Annotated in this window: 10 protein-coding genes and 1 riboswitch; of the genes, 2 read left to right on the top strand and 8 right to left on the bottom strand. The window is 61.3% G+C overall.

Annotated features, from left to right (window positions below; genetic code table 11):
* Positions 1 to 73 precede the first annotated feature (73 nt).
* The 4 genes from polB to araB all read right to left on the bottom strand — a co-directional run bounded on the left by polB (position 74) and on the right by araB (position 6,661).
* Positions 74 to 2,431 (bottom strand): DNA polymerase II, encoded by a 2,358-nt coding sequence (polB, locus tag ABLV54_RS25720; RefSeq protein WP_050533889.1) that lies wholly within the window; start codon positions 2,429 to 2,431, stop codon positions 74 to 76.
* Positions 2,432 to 2,606: 175 nt separating this feature from the next.
* A complete protein-coding gene (gene araD / locus ABLV54_RS25715; protein WP_049004281.1) occupies positions 2,607 to 3,302 on the bottom strand; it encodes an L-ribulose-5-phosphate 4-epimerase in 696 nt (231 codons plus the stop codon).
* A gap of 136 nt (positions 3,303 to 3,438) precedes the next feature.
* Positions 3,439 to 4,941, bottom strand: coding sequence for an L-arabinose isomerase (gene araA, locus ABLV54_RS25710; protein ID WP_004204297.1), 1,503 nt, complete (start codon positions 4,939 to 4,941; stop codon positions 3,439 to 3,441).
* A gap of 10 nt (positions 4,942 to 4,951) precedes the next feature.
* Positions 4,952 to 6,661: a ribulokinase gene (gene araB, locus ABLV54_RS25705; protein ID WP_017901200.1), complete on the bottom strand. Its 1,710-nt coding sequence runs from the start codon at positions 6,659 to 6,661 to the stop codon at positions 4,952 to 4,954.
* Positions 6,662 to 6,998: 337 nt separating this feature from the next.
* Between araB and araC the strand changes: the two genes are divergently transcribed.
* Complete coding sequence (araC, locus tag ABLV54_RS25700) at positions 6,999 to 7,844, top strand: arabinose operon transcriptional regulator AraC (protein WP_004204301.1); 846 nt, start codon at positions 6,999 to 7,001, stop codon at positions 7,842 to 7,844.
* Between the two features lie 128 nt (positions 7,845 to 7,972).
* Positions 7,973 to 8,740 (top strand): DedA family protein, encoded by a 768-nt coding sequence (locus ABLV54_RS25695; protein WP_004204302.1) that lies wholly within the window; start codon positions 7,973 to 7,975, stop codon positions 8,738 to 8,740.
* Here ABLV54_RS25695 and thiQ read toward each other — a convergent pair.
* The 4 genes from thiQ to sgrR form a co-directional block, all read right to left on the bottom strand.
* Entirely contained in the window at positions 8,727 to 9,428 is a 702-nt protein-coding gene (thiQ, locus tag ABLV54_RS25690; RefSeq protein WP_004204303.1) for a thiamine ABC transporter ATP-binding protein ThiQ, read from the bottom strand. The two genes, ABLV54_RS25695 and thiQ, sit on opposite strands and share 14 nt — an antisense overlap.
* Positions 9,412 to 11,022 carry a thiamine/thiamine pyrophosphate ABC transporter permease ThiP gene (thiP, locus tag ABLV54_RS25685; protein WP_004204304.1) on the bottom strand — a complete coding sequence of 537 codons (1,611 nt, stop codon included), beginning with the start codon at positions 11,020 to 11,022 and terminating at the stop codon, positions 9,412 to 9,414. Before thiP ends, thiQ begins: the two co-directional genes overlap by 17 nt.
* A complete protein-coding gene (thiB, locus tag ABLV54_RS25680) occupies positions 10,998 to 11,981 on the bottom strand; it encodes a thiamine ABC transporter substrate binding subunit (RefSeq protein WP_004204306.1) in 984 nt (327 codons plus the stop codon). The genes thiP and thiB overlap by 25 nt, the downstream gene beginning before the upstream one ends.
* Before the next feature lie 32 nt (positions 11,982 to 12,013).
* Positions 12,014 to 12,233: riboswitch (TPP riboswitch) on the bottom strand.
* 36 nt (positions 12,234 to 12,269) lie between these two features.
* The gene (gene sgrR, locus ABLV54_RS25675) at positions 12,270 to 13,925 is read right to left on the bottom strand and encodes an HTH-type transcriptional regulator SgrR (RefSeq protein WP_049116636.1); all 1,656 of its coding nucleotides are present in this window, start codon (positions 13,923 to 13,925) and stop codon (positions 12,270 to 12,272) included.
* Positions 13,926 to 13,979: the final 54 nt, after the last annotated feature.

Below are 13,979 nucleotides of genomic sequence, written 5' to 3'. Positions count from 1 at the left end.
GGCAGAACGTTCGTCACGTCCTCCTCACGGTTCATTTTCAGGCTTCTGCGCCCGCGGAATGGGTGAGAAAAAATCAAAATAGCCCCAGCTGTCCTGTCACTATTGTAGCAAAGTCGTCGTTGACGAAGGGCAGGATCCCTTCCGCTACCGGCTGCAGCTGCTTTGACAAATAGTGGTCGTAATCGAGTGGCGACTGCTGATAATCCACCGGTTCCGGACCGCCGGTGGTCCAGACGTATTTGATGGTGCCGCGTTGCTGATACTGCTGCGCCCGACCCCGCTTCAGGTTGTGCTCATCGGCAAGCCTCGCGGCGCGCACATGCGGCGGCACGTTGCGCTGATACTCCGCCAGCGGCCGACGCAGGCGTTTGCGATAAACCAGCTGCTCATCGAGCTCGCCGTTCATCAGCCTGGCGATAGTCTCCCGCACATAATCCTGATAGGGCTGGTTTCGGAAGATGCGCAGGTACAGCTCCTGCTGAAACTGCTGGGCCAGCGGCGTCCAGTCGGTGCGCACTGTTTCCAGACCCTTGAAAACCATGCGCTGGCCGTCGCCCTCCTGAATCATGCCGGCGTAACGCTTCTTGCTGCCGGTATCGGCGCCGCGGATCGTCGGCATCAAAAAGCGGCAGAAGTGGGTTTCGTATTCCAGCTCCAGGGCGCTGGTTAGCTGGAGTTTGCCAAGCTCCTGCGCCCACCAGGCGTTGACGTCGTTCACCAGCGTCCGGCCGATCTCCGCCGCCTGCGCTTCGCTGTGCGGGCGCTTAAGCCAGACGAAGGTGGAGTCGGTATCGCCGTAGATGACGTCATAACCATTGGCTTCAATTAACGCTTTAGTCTGACGCATGATCGCGTGGCCGCGCATGGTGATCGACGAGGCGAGACGTGGGTCGAAGAAGCGGCAGGCGCTGGTGCCCAGCACGCCGTAAAAAGCGTTCATGATGATCTTCAGCGCCTGGGAGAGCGGCTTATTGTGCTGGCGCTTGGCTTCATCGCGGCCGTGCCAGATCTGGCTGACAATCCCCGGCAGGCAGTGCTTGTCTCGCGAGAAGCGGGCGCCGAGGAAGCCCTCAATGCTGTGCTGGTCATCGGGCTGCGCCAGGCCCTCCACCAGGCCGACAGGATCGATTAAAAAGGTGCGAATGATCGACGGATACAGGCTCTTGTAGTCCAGCACCAGCACCGAGTCATACAGGCCGGGGCGGGAGTCCATCACATAGCCGCCGGGGCTCGCCTGGGGCGGCACGTCGCCGAGGTTCGGCGCCACGTAGCCCAGGCGGTGCATGCGCGGAAAATAGAGGTGACTGAAGGCGGCGACCGAGCCGCCGTGGCGATCGGCGGGCAGGCCGTTGACCGTCGCCCGCTCGAGCAGAAATGGCATGATCTCCGTTTTGTGGAAGATCCGCGTCACCAGCTCGCAGTCCTGTAGGTTATAGATGGCCAGCGCCGGTTTATCTTCATGGAAGCGGCGATCGATCTCGTCCATCCGATCCCATGGGTTGTCGATGGCTTTGCCTTCGCCCAGCAGCTCGCGGGCCACCGCCTCCAGCGAAAAGGAGGAGAAATTCCAGAACGCCGATTTCAGCGCGTCGATGCCGTCAATAATCAGCCGGCCGTGGGCCTGGGCGAAGAAGACACCGTTCTTAAAACCGTGCTCGCGCCACTCCAGCTCGCTGTTGCCGCGGCCGAGCCTTAGCGGGATGCGGTAGCGTTCGGCATGCTTTTGCAGGACGCGCAGATCGAACTGCACCACGTTCCAGCCGATCAGCACGTCGGGGTCGTGATCGGCAAACCAGGCGTTGAGTTTTTCCAGCAGCAGGGGGCGACTGGCGACGTAGACCAGATCGAAATCGACGTCTGGCGGCGTTTCCGGTTCGGGGCCCAGCATGTAGACCACCCGCTGACCGCAGCCTTGCAGGCCGATGCAGTACAGCTCGCCGTGGCGGCTGGTTTCGATATCCAGCGACACCCATTTCAGCGGCGGGCGATAGTCAGGATTAGGTTTCATGCGCGCGTTAACCAGCTGTGGGCCGCGCGTTTCGCCTTCCATCCACACCGGGGCGGTAATAAAGCGCTCCATCAGGTAGCGCTCCGGCGGACGGATATCGCCCTCATAGAGGGTGACGCCGCTGTCGCGGAGCATCTTCTCCAGACGCATCAGTTGACGATGGGCGCGGCAGTAGAGGCCGACAACCGGCTGGCGGTGGAAATCTTTCAGGGCCAGCGGGGCGAAGCGGAAGCCTTTCTCACCCTGCAACAGTCGCTCAGCCTGCGCCCGCTGCGCTTCGGGGATAAAGGCGACGGACTCCTGCGGCGGCAGCGTGACCTGCAGCGGGCCGTCGTCGGTGGCCAGCCAGAAGGAAAGCTCGGTGCCTTGCGGAGTGTCCCGCCAGTGACGGGTGAGTAGAAAACCTGCTCGTGGCTGGGTCACGGGTGCTCTCGATGATAAAAAACCAGGCCTGATTATAGCCTGGTTTCTCAATGGGTGCTGGGATTTTATACAGGTATTCGGCGCTGAGGTGGCCCCGGATTTCGGCTTGCGCCTTATCCGGTCTGCCAGACGGTGCAGAGCCGTAGCCCTGCTAAACGCAGCGCGAGCAGGGTGATTATTGGCCGTAGTAGGCTTTGGCCCCATGCTTACGCAGATAGTGTTTATCCAGCAGCGTCTGCTGCATATCCGGCAGCTGCGGCGCCAGCTGGCGGCAGAAGATGCCCATATAGGCGATCTCTTCCAGCACGATGGCGTTATGCACCGCGTCTTCGGCGTTTTTACCCCACGCGAACGGGCCGTGGGAATGCACCAGCACGCCGGGCATCTGCGCCGGGTCGATCTCGCGCTGGCGGAAGGTTTCGACAATCACCTTGCCGGTTTCCCATTCGTATTCGCCGTTGATCTCCGCATCGGTCATCAGCCGGGTGCAGGGCACCGGACCATAGAAATAGTCGGCGTGGGTGGTGCCGGTCGCCGGAATAGCTTGCCCGGCCTGCGCCCAGATGGTGGCGTGGCGCGAATGGGTATGCACAATGCCGCCCAGCGTCGGGAAGGCCTGATACAGCAGGCGATGGGTCGGGGTATCCGACGAGGGTTTCTTCTTACCCTCCACCACTTCGCCGCTCTCCAGACTGACCACCACCATATCGTCGGCGGTCATCACGCGGTAATCCACGCCGGAGGGTTTGATAACCAGAACGCCCTGGTCGCGGTCGACGGCGCTGACGTTGCCCCAGGTTAAGGTCACCAGATTATGCTGCGGCAGCGCTAAGTTGGCTTCCAGCACCTGGCTTTTAAGATCTTCTAACATAGTGTGCTCCGAATAGCAGGCGAGTCGGGTATCCCTCACCCCGACCCTCTCCTGGCGGGAGAGGGAGAAAGGCGGCATCGCGCCAGGCCGGTACCCTCTCCCCGGCGGGGAGAGGGGAGGGTGAGGGGACGGCCTCTTAGCGTTTTGAACCGTAATACACCTCATTCCAGCGCAGCGCGTCTTTGAAGGCCGGCAGACGGGTGTCGTTGTCGATGACCGTCAGCTCGATATCATTCAGTTCGGCGAACTGGCGCATATCGTCGAGGTTCAGCGCATGGCTGAAGACGGTATGGTGCGCGCCGCCGGCGATGATCCAGGCTTCCGAAGCGGTACGCAGATCCGGTTGCGCTTTCCACAGGGCGTTGGCCACCGGCAGCTTCGGCAGGTCGTGCGGGGTCGGGACGGTTTCGATGGTATTGACCAGCAGACGGAAGCGGTCTCCCAGGTCGATCAGGCTGGCGACAATCGCCGGGCCGGTCTGAGTATTGAAGATCAGGCGCGCCGGATCCGCTTTGCCGCCGATGCCCAGCGGCTGGACGTCGAGGATCGGTTTCTCGGCGGTGGCGATCGTCGGGCACACTTCCAGCATGTGCGAGCCGAGCACCAGATCGTTGCCGTTGTCGAAGTGGTAGGTGTAATCCTCCATAAAGGAGGTGCCGCCCTGCAGACCAGTTGACATCACCTTCATGATGCGAAGCAGAGCGGCGGTTTTCCAGTCGCCCTCGCCGGCAAAGCCGTAGCCCTGCTGCATCAGGCGCTGTACGGCGAGCCCCGGGAGCTGTTTCAGGCCGTGGAGATCTTCAAAGGTGGTGGTAAAGGCGTGGAAACCGCCCTGTTCGAGGAAGCGTTTCATCCCCAGCTCAATGCGCGCGGCGTCCAGCACGTTCTGACGCTTGTCGCCGTGAACCTGCGCCGCCGGGGTCAGACGATAGCTGCTCTCGTATTCATCGACCAGGGCGCTGATATCGCCGTCGCTGACGCTGTTGACCACTTGCACCAGATCGCCGACCGCCCAGGTGTTCACCGAGAAGCCAAACTTGATCTGCGCCGCGACTTTATCGCCGTCGGTCACCGCCACTTCGCGCATGTTATCGCCGAAACGGCACACTTTAAGATGACGGGTATCCTGTCTGGAGACCGCCTGGCGCATCCAGCCGCCGATGCGCTGGTGGGCCTCTTTATCCTGCCAGTGGCCGGTCACCACGCTGTGCTGCTGGCGCATACGGGCGCCGATGAAGCCGAACTCGCGGCCGCCATGCGCGGTCTGGTTCAGGTTCATAAAGTCCATATCGATGCTGTCCCAGGGCAGCGCGGCATTGTACTGCGTATGGAACTGTAGCAGCGGCTTGTTGAGAATGGTCAGGCCGTTGATCCACATTTTTGCCGGCGAGAAGGTGTGCAGCCAGACCACTAACCCGGCGCATTTGTCATCGTAGTTAGCGTCGCGGCAGATGTGAGTGATTTCGTCCGGGGTGGTGCCCAGCGGCTTAAGGACCAGTTTGCACGGCAGTTTGGCTTCCGCATTCAGGCTGTTCACCACATGTTCGGCATGCTTCGTCACCTGGCGCAGGGCTTCCGGGCCGTACAGATGTTGGCTGCCAATAACGAACCATATTTCATAGTTATCAAAAATCGTCATTTTCGTATCCTTAATGGGTGAGCGCTGCCTGAGATTGCGGGGCTTTTTCCGCCTTTGCAGCCGAAGGGAGATAGTGTTGTTCGGCGCTGACCGACCACTGTTGGTAGCGCTGATAGAGTTGTTCGAAACGCTGTGCCTGCGCCGGGCGCGGCTGCAGGGTGGTTTCCACCTGGCTTGCCATCCGCTGCTGGGCGGCTGGAATATCCTCATAGACACCGGCGGCGACGGCGGCGAAGATAGCCGCCCCCAGCGCGCAGCACTGATCGGAGGCGACAATTTGCAGCGGACGGTTCAGCACGTCGCAGCAGGCCTGCATGATGACCTGGTTTTTCCGCGCGATACCGCCGAGCGCCATGACGTTGTTAACCGGGATCCCCTGCTCGGTGAAGCACTCCATAATGGCGCGGGCGCCGAAGGCGGTGGCGGCGATCAGACCGCCGAATAGCGCCGGCGCGTCGGTGGCCAGGTTAAGGTCGGTGATCACCCCTTTCAGGCGCTGGTTGGCATTCGGCGTGCGACGGCCGTTGAACCAGTCAAGCACCACCGGCAGATGCTCCAGCGATGGATTGTTGGCCCAGGCTTCGGTGAGCGCCGGCAGTAACTGTTTTTGGCTGGCTTTGATTTGCTCCCGCAACGCTGGCTGCTGCTGGGCTAGCTGCTCCAGCGGCCAGCCGAGAATGCGACCAAACCAGGCGTAAATATCGCCGAAGGCGGACTGGCCTGCCTCCATACCGATAAAGTGCGGGACCACGCTGCCGTCGACCTGGCCGCAGATGCCTTTGACCGTGCGGTCGCCGACGCTCTCTTTATCGGCAATCAGAATGTCGCAGGTGGAGGTGCCGATGACTTTCACCAGCGCGTTAGGCTGCGCGCCGGCGCCCACGGCGCCCATATGGCAGTCGAAGGCGCCGCCGGAGATGGCCACGGTCTGCGACAGGCCCAGGCGCTGGGCCCACTCTGCGCTCAGCGTGCCGACCGGCACATCGGCCGTCCAGGTATCGGTGAACAGCGGCCAGGCCAGATGCTGGTTAATGATGGGATCAAGCTCATCGAAGAAGCTGGCCGGCGGCAGACCGCCCCAGCTCTCATGCCACAGGGATTTATGCCCGGCGCTGCAGCGGCCGCGGCGCAGATCCTGCGGACGGGTGGTGCCGGAGAGCAGGGCGGGTACCCAGTCGCAAAGCTCCACCCACGAGGCGGCTGCCTGGGCGACGGCGCTATCTTCCCGGGTGACGTGGAGGATTTTGGCCCAGAACCATTCGCTGGAGTAGATCCCGCCAATATAGCGCGAGTAATCCTCTTTGCCCGGCTGGTGGCACAGGCGGGTGATCGCCTCGGCTTCCTCGACTGCGGTGTGATCCTTCCACAGGACAAACATGGCGTTAGGGTTGTCAGCGAATTCTTCGCGCAGCGCCAGCACGTTGCCCTCGGCATCAACGGGAGCCGGGGTTGAGCCGGTGCTGTCGACGCCAATGCCCACGACGTCGGCGCGCTGTTCGGCGCTCAGGGAGGCAAGTACGCTTTTCAGCGCCGCTTCCATGGACTCGATGTAATCTCGCGGGTGGTGGCGGAACCGGTTGTTAGCGCCATCGCAATACTGTCCTTCCCGCCAGCGCGGATACCACTCCACGCTTGCCGCCAGTTCTGCGCCGGAGGCGCATTCCACCGCCAGGGCGCGGACTGAGTCACTACCAAAGTCGAGGCCAATCGCAATTGCCATCTTGTTACTCCATGCAGAAATCATTCATGCAGCAACAGTAGATATCCCCGGCAAAATCCGTCAGGCCGGATTCGCTAATCTTATGGATTATTTTGCTGTCACCTCGCAAAGTGTGACGCCGTGCAAATATTCGATGTGGACTTTCCTGCCGTATTTATAGACACTTTTGTTACCCGGCATATCACGGTGGAATGCACGCCGCTGGCGCTTTTTTCGCTTGCTGTGCGGCTTTTTAGCGAAATTCCCACTGCCGTCGCAGTCGTGACAGGGCCGAGAGCGATAAAATGATGAATATGGACAATTGGTGTCACTAATACCTTCGGGGAGAACCACGCGTATGGCCGAAACGCAAAACGATCCGCTGCTGCCGGGCTACTCTTTTAACGCTCATCTGGTCACCGGTCTGACGCCGATTGAGGCGCAGGGATACCTGGATTTTTTTATCGACCGCCCGCTGGGTATGAAAGGCTATATCCTCAACCTGACGATCCGCGGCGAGGGGGTGATCAACAACCACGGCGAGCAGTTTGTCTGCCGGCCGGGCGATATGCTGCTGTTCCCGCCGGGGGAGATCCATCACTACGGCCGCCATCCCGACGCCAGCGAGTGGTATCACCAGTGGGTCTACTTCCGCCCGCGCGCCTACTGGCACGAGTGGCTCAACTGGCCGACCATCTTCGCCCAGACCGGCTTTTTCCGTCCGGACGAGCAGTGGCAGGCGCGCTTTGGCGAGCTGTTCGGCCAGATAGTCGATGCCGGACAGGGGGCGGGGCGCTATTCCGAACTGCTGGCGATTAATCTGCTGGAACAGCTCCTGCTGCGGCGGATGGAGGCGATCAACGAATCGCTGCATCCGCCGCTGGATAACCGGGTGCGCGACGCCTGCCAGTACATCAGCGACCATCTGGCGGACAGCCATTTTGATATCGCCAGCGTCGCCCAGCACGTCTGCCTGTCGCCCTCGCGTCTGTCGCACCTGTTCCGCCAGCAGTTAGGGATCAGCGTGCTCGGCTGGCGTGAAGATCAGCGCATCAGCCAGGCCAAACTGTTGCTGAGCACCACGCGGATGCCGATCGCCACCGTCGGGCGCAACGTCGGCTTTGAAGATCAGCTTTATTTTTCCCGCGTATTCAAAAAATGCACCGGCGCCAGCCCGAGCGAATTCCGCGCGGGATGTGAATAAAAAGTAAAGAAAGTGAAATGATGACCCGCTTAAATGTCACAGCCAGTAAACTATTAAGACAATTGTTGGCTTGACGACGGCGCGATGGCTTCGGAGAATCCGGGCTTCGTTTTTTAACCGGGTACATTATGCAAGCATTGCTCGAACACTTTATTACCCAATCCACGGTCTACTCGTTGTTAGCCGTGATGCTGGTGGCCTTTCTCGAGTCGCTGGCGCTGGTGGGGCTTATTTTACCCGGAACGGTGATGATGGCCGGCCTTGGGGCGCTGATTGGCGGCGGTGAGGTTAATTTCTGGCAGGCGTGGCTGGCGGGGATCGTGGGCTGTCTGCTGGGCGACTGGATCTCATTCTGGCTCGGCTGGCGCTTTAAAAAGCCGCTGCACCGCTGGTCGTTCATGAAGAAAAACCGCGCCCTGCTGGAAAAAACCGAGCATGCGCTGCACCAGCACAGCATGATCACCATCCTGATTGGCCGCTTTGTCGGGCCGACGCGTCCGCTGGTGCCGATGGTTGCCGGGATGCTCGACCTGCCGGTGGCCAAATTCGTGCTCCCGAATATTATCGGCTGCCTGCTCTGGCCGCCGCTCTATTTCCTGCCGGGGATTCTCGCCGGCGCGGCGATTGATATTCCGGCCGATGAAAACAGCGCCAGCTTTCAATGGCTGCTGCTGGGGGCGGCGCTGCTGGCCTGGCTGGCGGGGTGGCTGTGCTGGCGGCTGTGGCGGAGCGCGAAAACGTCTGGCGATCGGCTGTCCCGCTGGCTGCCGCGCGGGCGTCTGCTGTGGCTGGCGCCGTGTATGGTCGCGCTGGCGGCAACGGCGTTAACATTTGTCTTCCGCCATCCGCTGATGCCGGTCTATCTGGCGATCCTGCACAAGGTTATCGCGCGCTGATCCCCATCAGATGCGAGGCGCTGCTGCGGCCGCTTAACAGCTCGGCGGTAGCGCCATCCCAGACAATGCGCCCTTCGGCGACCACAATCGAGCGCGGCGCGATGCGCGCGGCATCTTCCACGCTGTGCGAAACCATCAGCAGGGTGAGCTGCTGCTGTTCACAGACATCCGCCACCAGCGCCAGCATCTCCTGACGCAGCGCCGGGTCGAGCGCCGAGAAGGGTTCATCCAGCAGCAGCACCGGCTGCTGGCGCACCAGACAGCGGGCCAGCGCCGCGCGCTGCCGTTGACCGCCGGAGAGCGCTCCCGGCAGGCGGTCAAGCAGGGCATCAATTCCCATCTGGACGGCAATCGCCGTGACTTTCTGCTGCTGTTCGCGGCTCAGTTTCAGGCCAGGGTGGATCCCGAGGCTGATATTCTGCCGAATGGTCAGATGGTTAAACAGGTTATTCTCCTGGAACAGCATCGAGACCGGACGCTGCGCCGGCGGCGTCGCGTGATGCGTCTCGCCGTTAATCTGCAGGCTGCCGCTGGCGGGCGGCAGAAAACCGGCGATCAGATTCAGCAGGGTGCTCTTTCCGGCGCCGCTGGGGCCGAGCACCGCGATGCGCTCGCCGCGCGCGACGTCGAGAGTAAAGCGCATCGGCAGATGTTGGTACAGCCAGGTCACATCATTGAGTTTTAGCATCACGCCCCGGAAGTTTTTCAATCAGCGTAAATAGTAAGAAACAGAGCAGCAGCAGAAGCAGAGCGGTGACGGCGCCGTCCTGGCTGCGGTAGGCGCCTATCTGCTGGTAGAGATAGAAAGGCAGGGTGCGGAACGCCTCGTTGCCGAACAGCGCCACCACGCCGAAGTCGCCAATCGACAGCACGCAGGCGAAGGCTAACGCCTGGGCTAGGGGGCGCCGGAGCGCGCGAAGTTCGATGACCCGCAGTCGCGTCAGGCCTTCGATCCCCAGCGACTGGCACAGCATATTGTAGCGGACGGCAATGTCGCGCATCGGGTTTTCCAGCACTTTAAGCGCGTAGGGGATCGCCATCAGAGCGTTGGTAAAGATGACGATGCCGTCGGCGGACTCCGGCAGGCCGATGCTGTTATTGAGCAGCAGAAAGAAGCCGGTAGCCAGCACGATGCCCGGCATGGCAAGGATCAGCATGCCGCTCAGCTCCATCGCCTGCCCGGCCAGCGGCCGCTGGCGGGCGCGCAGCTCTCGACTGCTCCATAGCAGCATCATTGTCAGGGTCACGCTCAACAGCCCGGCGGCGATGGCGATGCGCAGGGAAGTCGTTAATGCCTGCCAGAGGGCGGGCTGCGCCAGCACGTCCAGCATATTGCGGTTGACCCCGTCGACGATGACCGCCAGCAGCGGCGGGAGCAGCAGCAGCAGGGCGGCGCCGATCAGCAACCCATCGCTCAGCCGGCTATGCAGGCGATCGTCAGGGTCACGCCAGCCGCGGACATGGCTGACGCCGATAGCCACCGCTTTACTGAGGCGCTGGCTGAGCAGCACCAGCCCGAGGCAGCAGAGCATCTGAATCAACGCCAGCATTGCCGCTCGCGCCGGATCGTAGTCAAAGCTCAGCGCCTGGTAGATAGCCAGCTCAATCGTGGTGGCCTTCGGGCCGCCGCCCAGTGACAGCACGGTGGCGAAGCTGGCAAAGCAGAGCATAAAAATCAGCGCGGCGACGGCGGGAATGTGCCGGCGCATCCATGGCCATTCGACGAGGCGGAAGAAGGCATAGCCGCGCATGCCAAGCTGGGCGGCAATTTGCCGCTGCTCGCCGGGAATGTTCTCCAGCGCCTGCAGCAGCAGGCGGGTGGCCATCGGCATATTGAAAAAGACGTGCGCCAACAGGATGCCCTGCAGGCCGTAAGGTGAGAAATCCCACTGCCAGCCAAAAGTGTGAAACAGCGAGGCCAGCCAGCCCTGGCGGCCATAGACGCTGAGGATGCCGAACACCGCCACCAGCACCGGCAGGATCAGGGTCATCGCGCACAGGCGCAGCAGCAACGTGCGGCCGGGGAAGCGACGCCGATAAAGCGCGCGGGCGAGAAAGATAGCCGGCCCCACCGAGAGCAGCGCTGACAGCGACGCCTGCCAGAAGGAGAAGCGCACCACATGCCAGAGGTAGCTATCGCTGAAGACCGTCCGCCAGCCCGCGCCGGGCGCGCTGAACCACAGCGCCAGAAACGCCGCCAGCGCGACGGCGCAGAGCAGCGTAGCGGCGAACAGGCCCGGCAGCAGCCCGCTCAGGTTTAGCGGCTGACGGCGCGTTGCCATGCGCTAATCCAGGTCTGACGCTCGCTGGCGACCTGCTGCGGGGTAAACGTCAGCGTGGTCTGCGGTTTTACCAGGCTTGCAAAACCGGCCGGCAGCGCGACCTGGGTCACCGGATACATCCAGTTGCCGGTGGGGATAGCGTTCTGGAAGCCGGGCGAGACCATGAATTTGAGGAATTTTTCCGCCAGTTCCGGCTGCTTGCTGGCGGCGGTGCGGGCGGCAACTTCGACCTGCAGATAGTGGCCTTCCGCGAAGTTCGCCGCCGCATAGTGGTCTTTCTTCTCTTCAATCATGTGGTAGGCCGGCGAGGTGGTGTAGCTCAAGACCAGGTCGCTTTCCCCTTTCAGGAACAGACCGTAGGCTTCGCTCCAGCCCTTGGTGACGGTAACGGTTTTCGCCGCCAGCTTCTGCCAGGCCTCGGGCGCTTTATCGCCATAGACCTTTTGCATCCACAGCAGCAGCCCCAGCCCCGGGGTGCTGGTGCGCGGATCTTCATAGATGACCCGCCATTTTTGCGGGCTCTCGACCAGCTCTTTCAGGCTCTTCGGCGGGTTGGCCAGTTTGTTTTTGTCATAGACGAAGGCGAAATAGCCGTAATCGTAGGGGACAAAGGTGTCGTTATCCCAGCCGCCCGGCACGCTGACCGCGCTGGCGGGTACGTTGCTTTTGGCAAACAGTTTACTCTGCGCCGCGGCTTCCAGCAGGTTGTTATCAAGGCCCAGCACGACGTCGGCCTTGCTGTTTTTGCCTTCCATGCGCAGGCGATTTAGCAGCGAAACGCCATCTTCCAGCGCGACGAACTTCAGCTCGCAGCCGCAGTCCGCTTCAAACGCTTTTTTGACCGCCGGGCCGGGGCCCCAGTCGGCAGAGAAGGAGTCATAGGTATAGACGGTGAGGACAGGCTTCGCCAGAGCGGGCATGGCGACCAGCGCCAGCAGCGGGAGTAATTTTTTCAACACTTTGCACCTCAGAAAAAAGGGGGGGCAAAGGATTTTGAGTGAGCCTCAAATCCCTTCGCCGGCGTTATCCGGATCAGGTTCGACGGGTATTTTCTCAGCCCATACGCTTCATCCTTCAAGCCGCATCTGCGTTAGCTTCGCGCGTTCACCCCAGTCACATAGTTATCTATGCTCCAGGGGATTCACCCGCTTGCTGCCTTGATGCAACTTGAATGATATTGCGTATGTTTATTAGCACCCCGTTGAGAACGGCCTTAGTGTAATGATTTTGTCAGATGACGGAAAGGCTTACGGCTCCGGCGGCGCAAACCATGCGGATTTAAAATCGAACCAGCCGAGGGTGTTCATCCGCACGCCGCGCATACTGCGCTGGCCCTGAATCATCAGCCAGTGATGGATCAGCGGCACGATATGCTGGCTGGCCAGCAGACGCTGACTCCAGGTGGCCGGATTAAACTCTCCCGCGCGCCAGCGGCTGGCGTCTTCCTGCCAGTCGATGGGGATGCAGCGCTGAATCAGCGGGACTTCGTACAGATAGGCGAATAGCGAGAATTCGATTGGCAAGGTGAAGTTAACGCTGTTGAGCCAGATATCGCTGACTACCTCGCCGCGATGCCAGGCATCGTACTCCAGCTCCTGGATCTCCAGCTTCACCTGATGCGCGGCCAGCAGGTCGCGCATGATCCCGCCGATCACCCGGTGTTCGACGTGATCGCGGTAATAGGTGAGGGTGACCGTCTCCAGCCCCGCCGGCTTGTCGCTGGCGTGGTTGCTGGCGTGATGCCAGCGCGGCAGCAGGCCGTAGGCGGGAAACCAGTTGCCCTGGTAGTGTTCGCCCGCATGGTAGAGCAGGTTCGCGGGCTGGAACAGATAGCTTAACCAGCGACGCACCGCGTCGTTGGCGCCCAGCGGGCTTCGCGAGTCGAACAGCAGATAGTAGCACCCCTCTTCCAGACGACTCTCCACCGCCTTTTCGCTTTCGGTATTGCCCTGCAGCGTCAGGCCGCCGTTGGGCTCTTCGCTAATTTCCGGTAGCACCCAGACGTTCACCTCATCGATCAGCGCCCGGTAGCCAAAATAGTCCTCAAAGGCGTGGATCTTGAGCTGGTTCTGATTGTTACGCACCACGGCATACGGGCCGGTGCCGACCGGCATCGAAGAAAAGTGGTTCATGGTCTGCCACTCCTGCGGCAGCACCATCGCTGGCACCTGGCCCAGCAGCCAGGGCAGCCAGCGGTCGGGCTGGCGCAGATGAATATCCAGGGTCCAGGCGGTGGGCGACTCGATGCGTTCGATATGCGAATAGAGCGGCAGGGCATTGCTGCGCTGCAGAGAAGCGATCACATCGCTCATCTCCAGCTCACGGCCATGGTGAAAATGGATGCCTGGCCGGAGGAAAAAGCGCCAGTGGGTGGGCGTCAACTGCTGCCAGTGGTGGGCAATATCAGCTTCCAGTTCCCCATTTTCCTCATTTACCCGCGTCAGCGCGCTGAATATTTGCCGGGCGATATGGGTTTCCGAACGTCGCAGCGCGCTGCCGGGCAGTAAATTCTTCATCGGCCGGTAGTAGAGCACGCGCAGGATGTGCCGCCCCTGGCGGAAGCTGCGCCCGAGATGCGAGACCAGCATCTGACGGACGGCGGCTTTATCGCCGACCAGCTGCACCAGCTGATCGATGCGATCCTGTTCAAGCAGATCTTCGGCACGCTGCTGCTGCAGGGCGAGGCCGGTATAGAGAAAGGTCAGCCGCGAGCGTTTCCCGCGGCCAGCCTCCGCCTCCCAGGTCAGCCAGCCGCGGGACTCCATCATATTGAGCAAGGTGCGCATGTGGCGGCGCGAGCAGCTCAGCATTTCCGCCAGTTCGTTGAGGGTGGTCTCCTGCGACTTGCCGTCGCAGCACTGCCATAGACGGATGAACTGTTGTTGCAGACGGCCGGAAGACATAAAAGGGGAACTCCTGCGCAAAACTCAGCAATTTATTACTCCCCATATTAAGCC

The sequence above is a fragment of the Klebsiella sp. JB_Kp042 genome (assembly GCF_040065275.1).
GTDB lineage: Bacteria > Pseudomonadota > Gammaproteobacteria > Enterobacterales > Enterobacteriaceae > Klebsiella > Klebsiella quasipneumoniae.
This window is presented reverse-complemented; position numbering and strand designations above follow the sequence as displayed.

Excerpts from the sequence above, each read along its gene's own strand:
- araD (WP_049004281.1), bottom strand. The coding sequence starts at position 3,302 with ATGTTAGAAGATCTTAAAAGCCAGGTGCTGGAAGCCAACTTAGCGCTG.
- araA (WP_004204297.1), bottom strand. The coding sequence starts at position 4,941 with ATGACGATTTTTGATAACTATGAAATATGGTTCGTTATTGGCAGCCAA.
- araB (WP_017901200.1), bottom strand. The coding sequence starts at position 6,661 with ATGGCAATTGCGATTGGCCTCGACTTTGGTAGTGACTCAGTCCGCGCC.
- araC (WP_004204301.1), top strand. The coding sequence starts at position 6,999 with ATGGCCGAAACGCAAAACGATCCGCTGCTGCCGGGCTACTCTTTTAAC.
- ABLV54_RS25695 (WP_004204302.1), top strand. The coding sequence starts at position 7,973 with ATGCAAGCATTGCTCGAACACTTTATTACCCAATCCACGGTCTACTCG.
- thiQ (WP_004204303.1), bottom strand. The coding sequence starts at position 9,428 with ATGCTAAAACTCAATGATGTGACCTGGCTGTACCAACATCTGCCGATG.
- thiP (WP_004204304.1), bottom strand. The coding sequence starts at position 11,022 with ATGGCAACGCGCCGTCAGCCGCTAAACCTGAGCGGGCTGCTGCCGGGC.
- sgrR (WP_049116636.1), bottom strand. The coding sequence starts at position 13,925 with ATGTCTTCCGGCCGTCTGCAACAACAGTTCATCCGTCTATGGCAGTGC.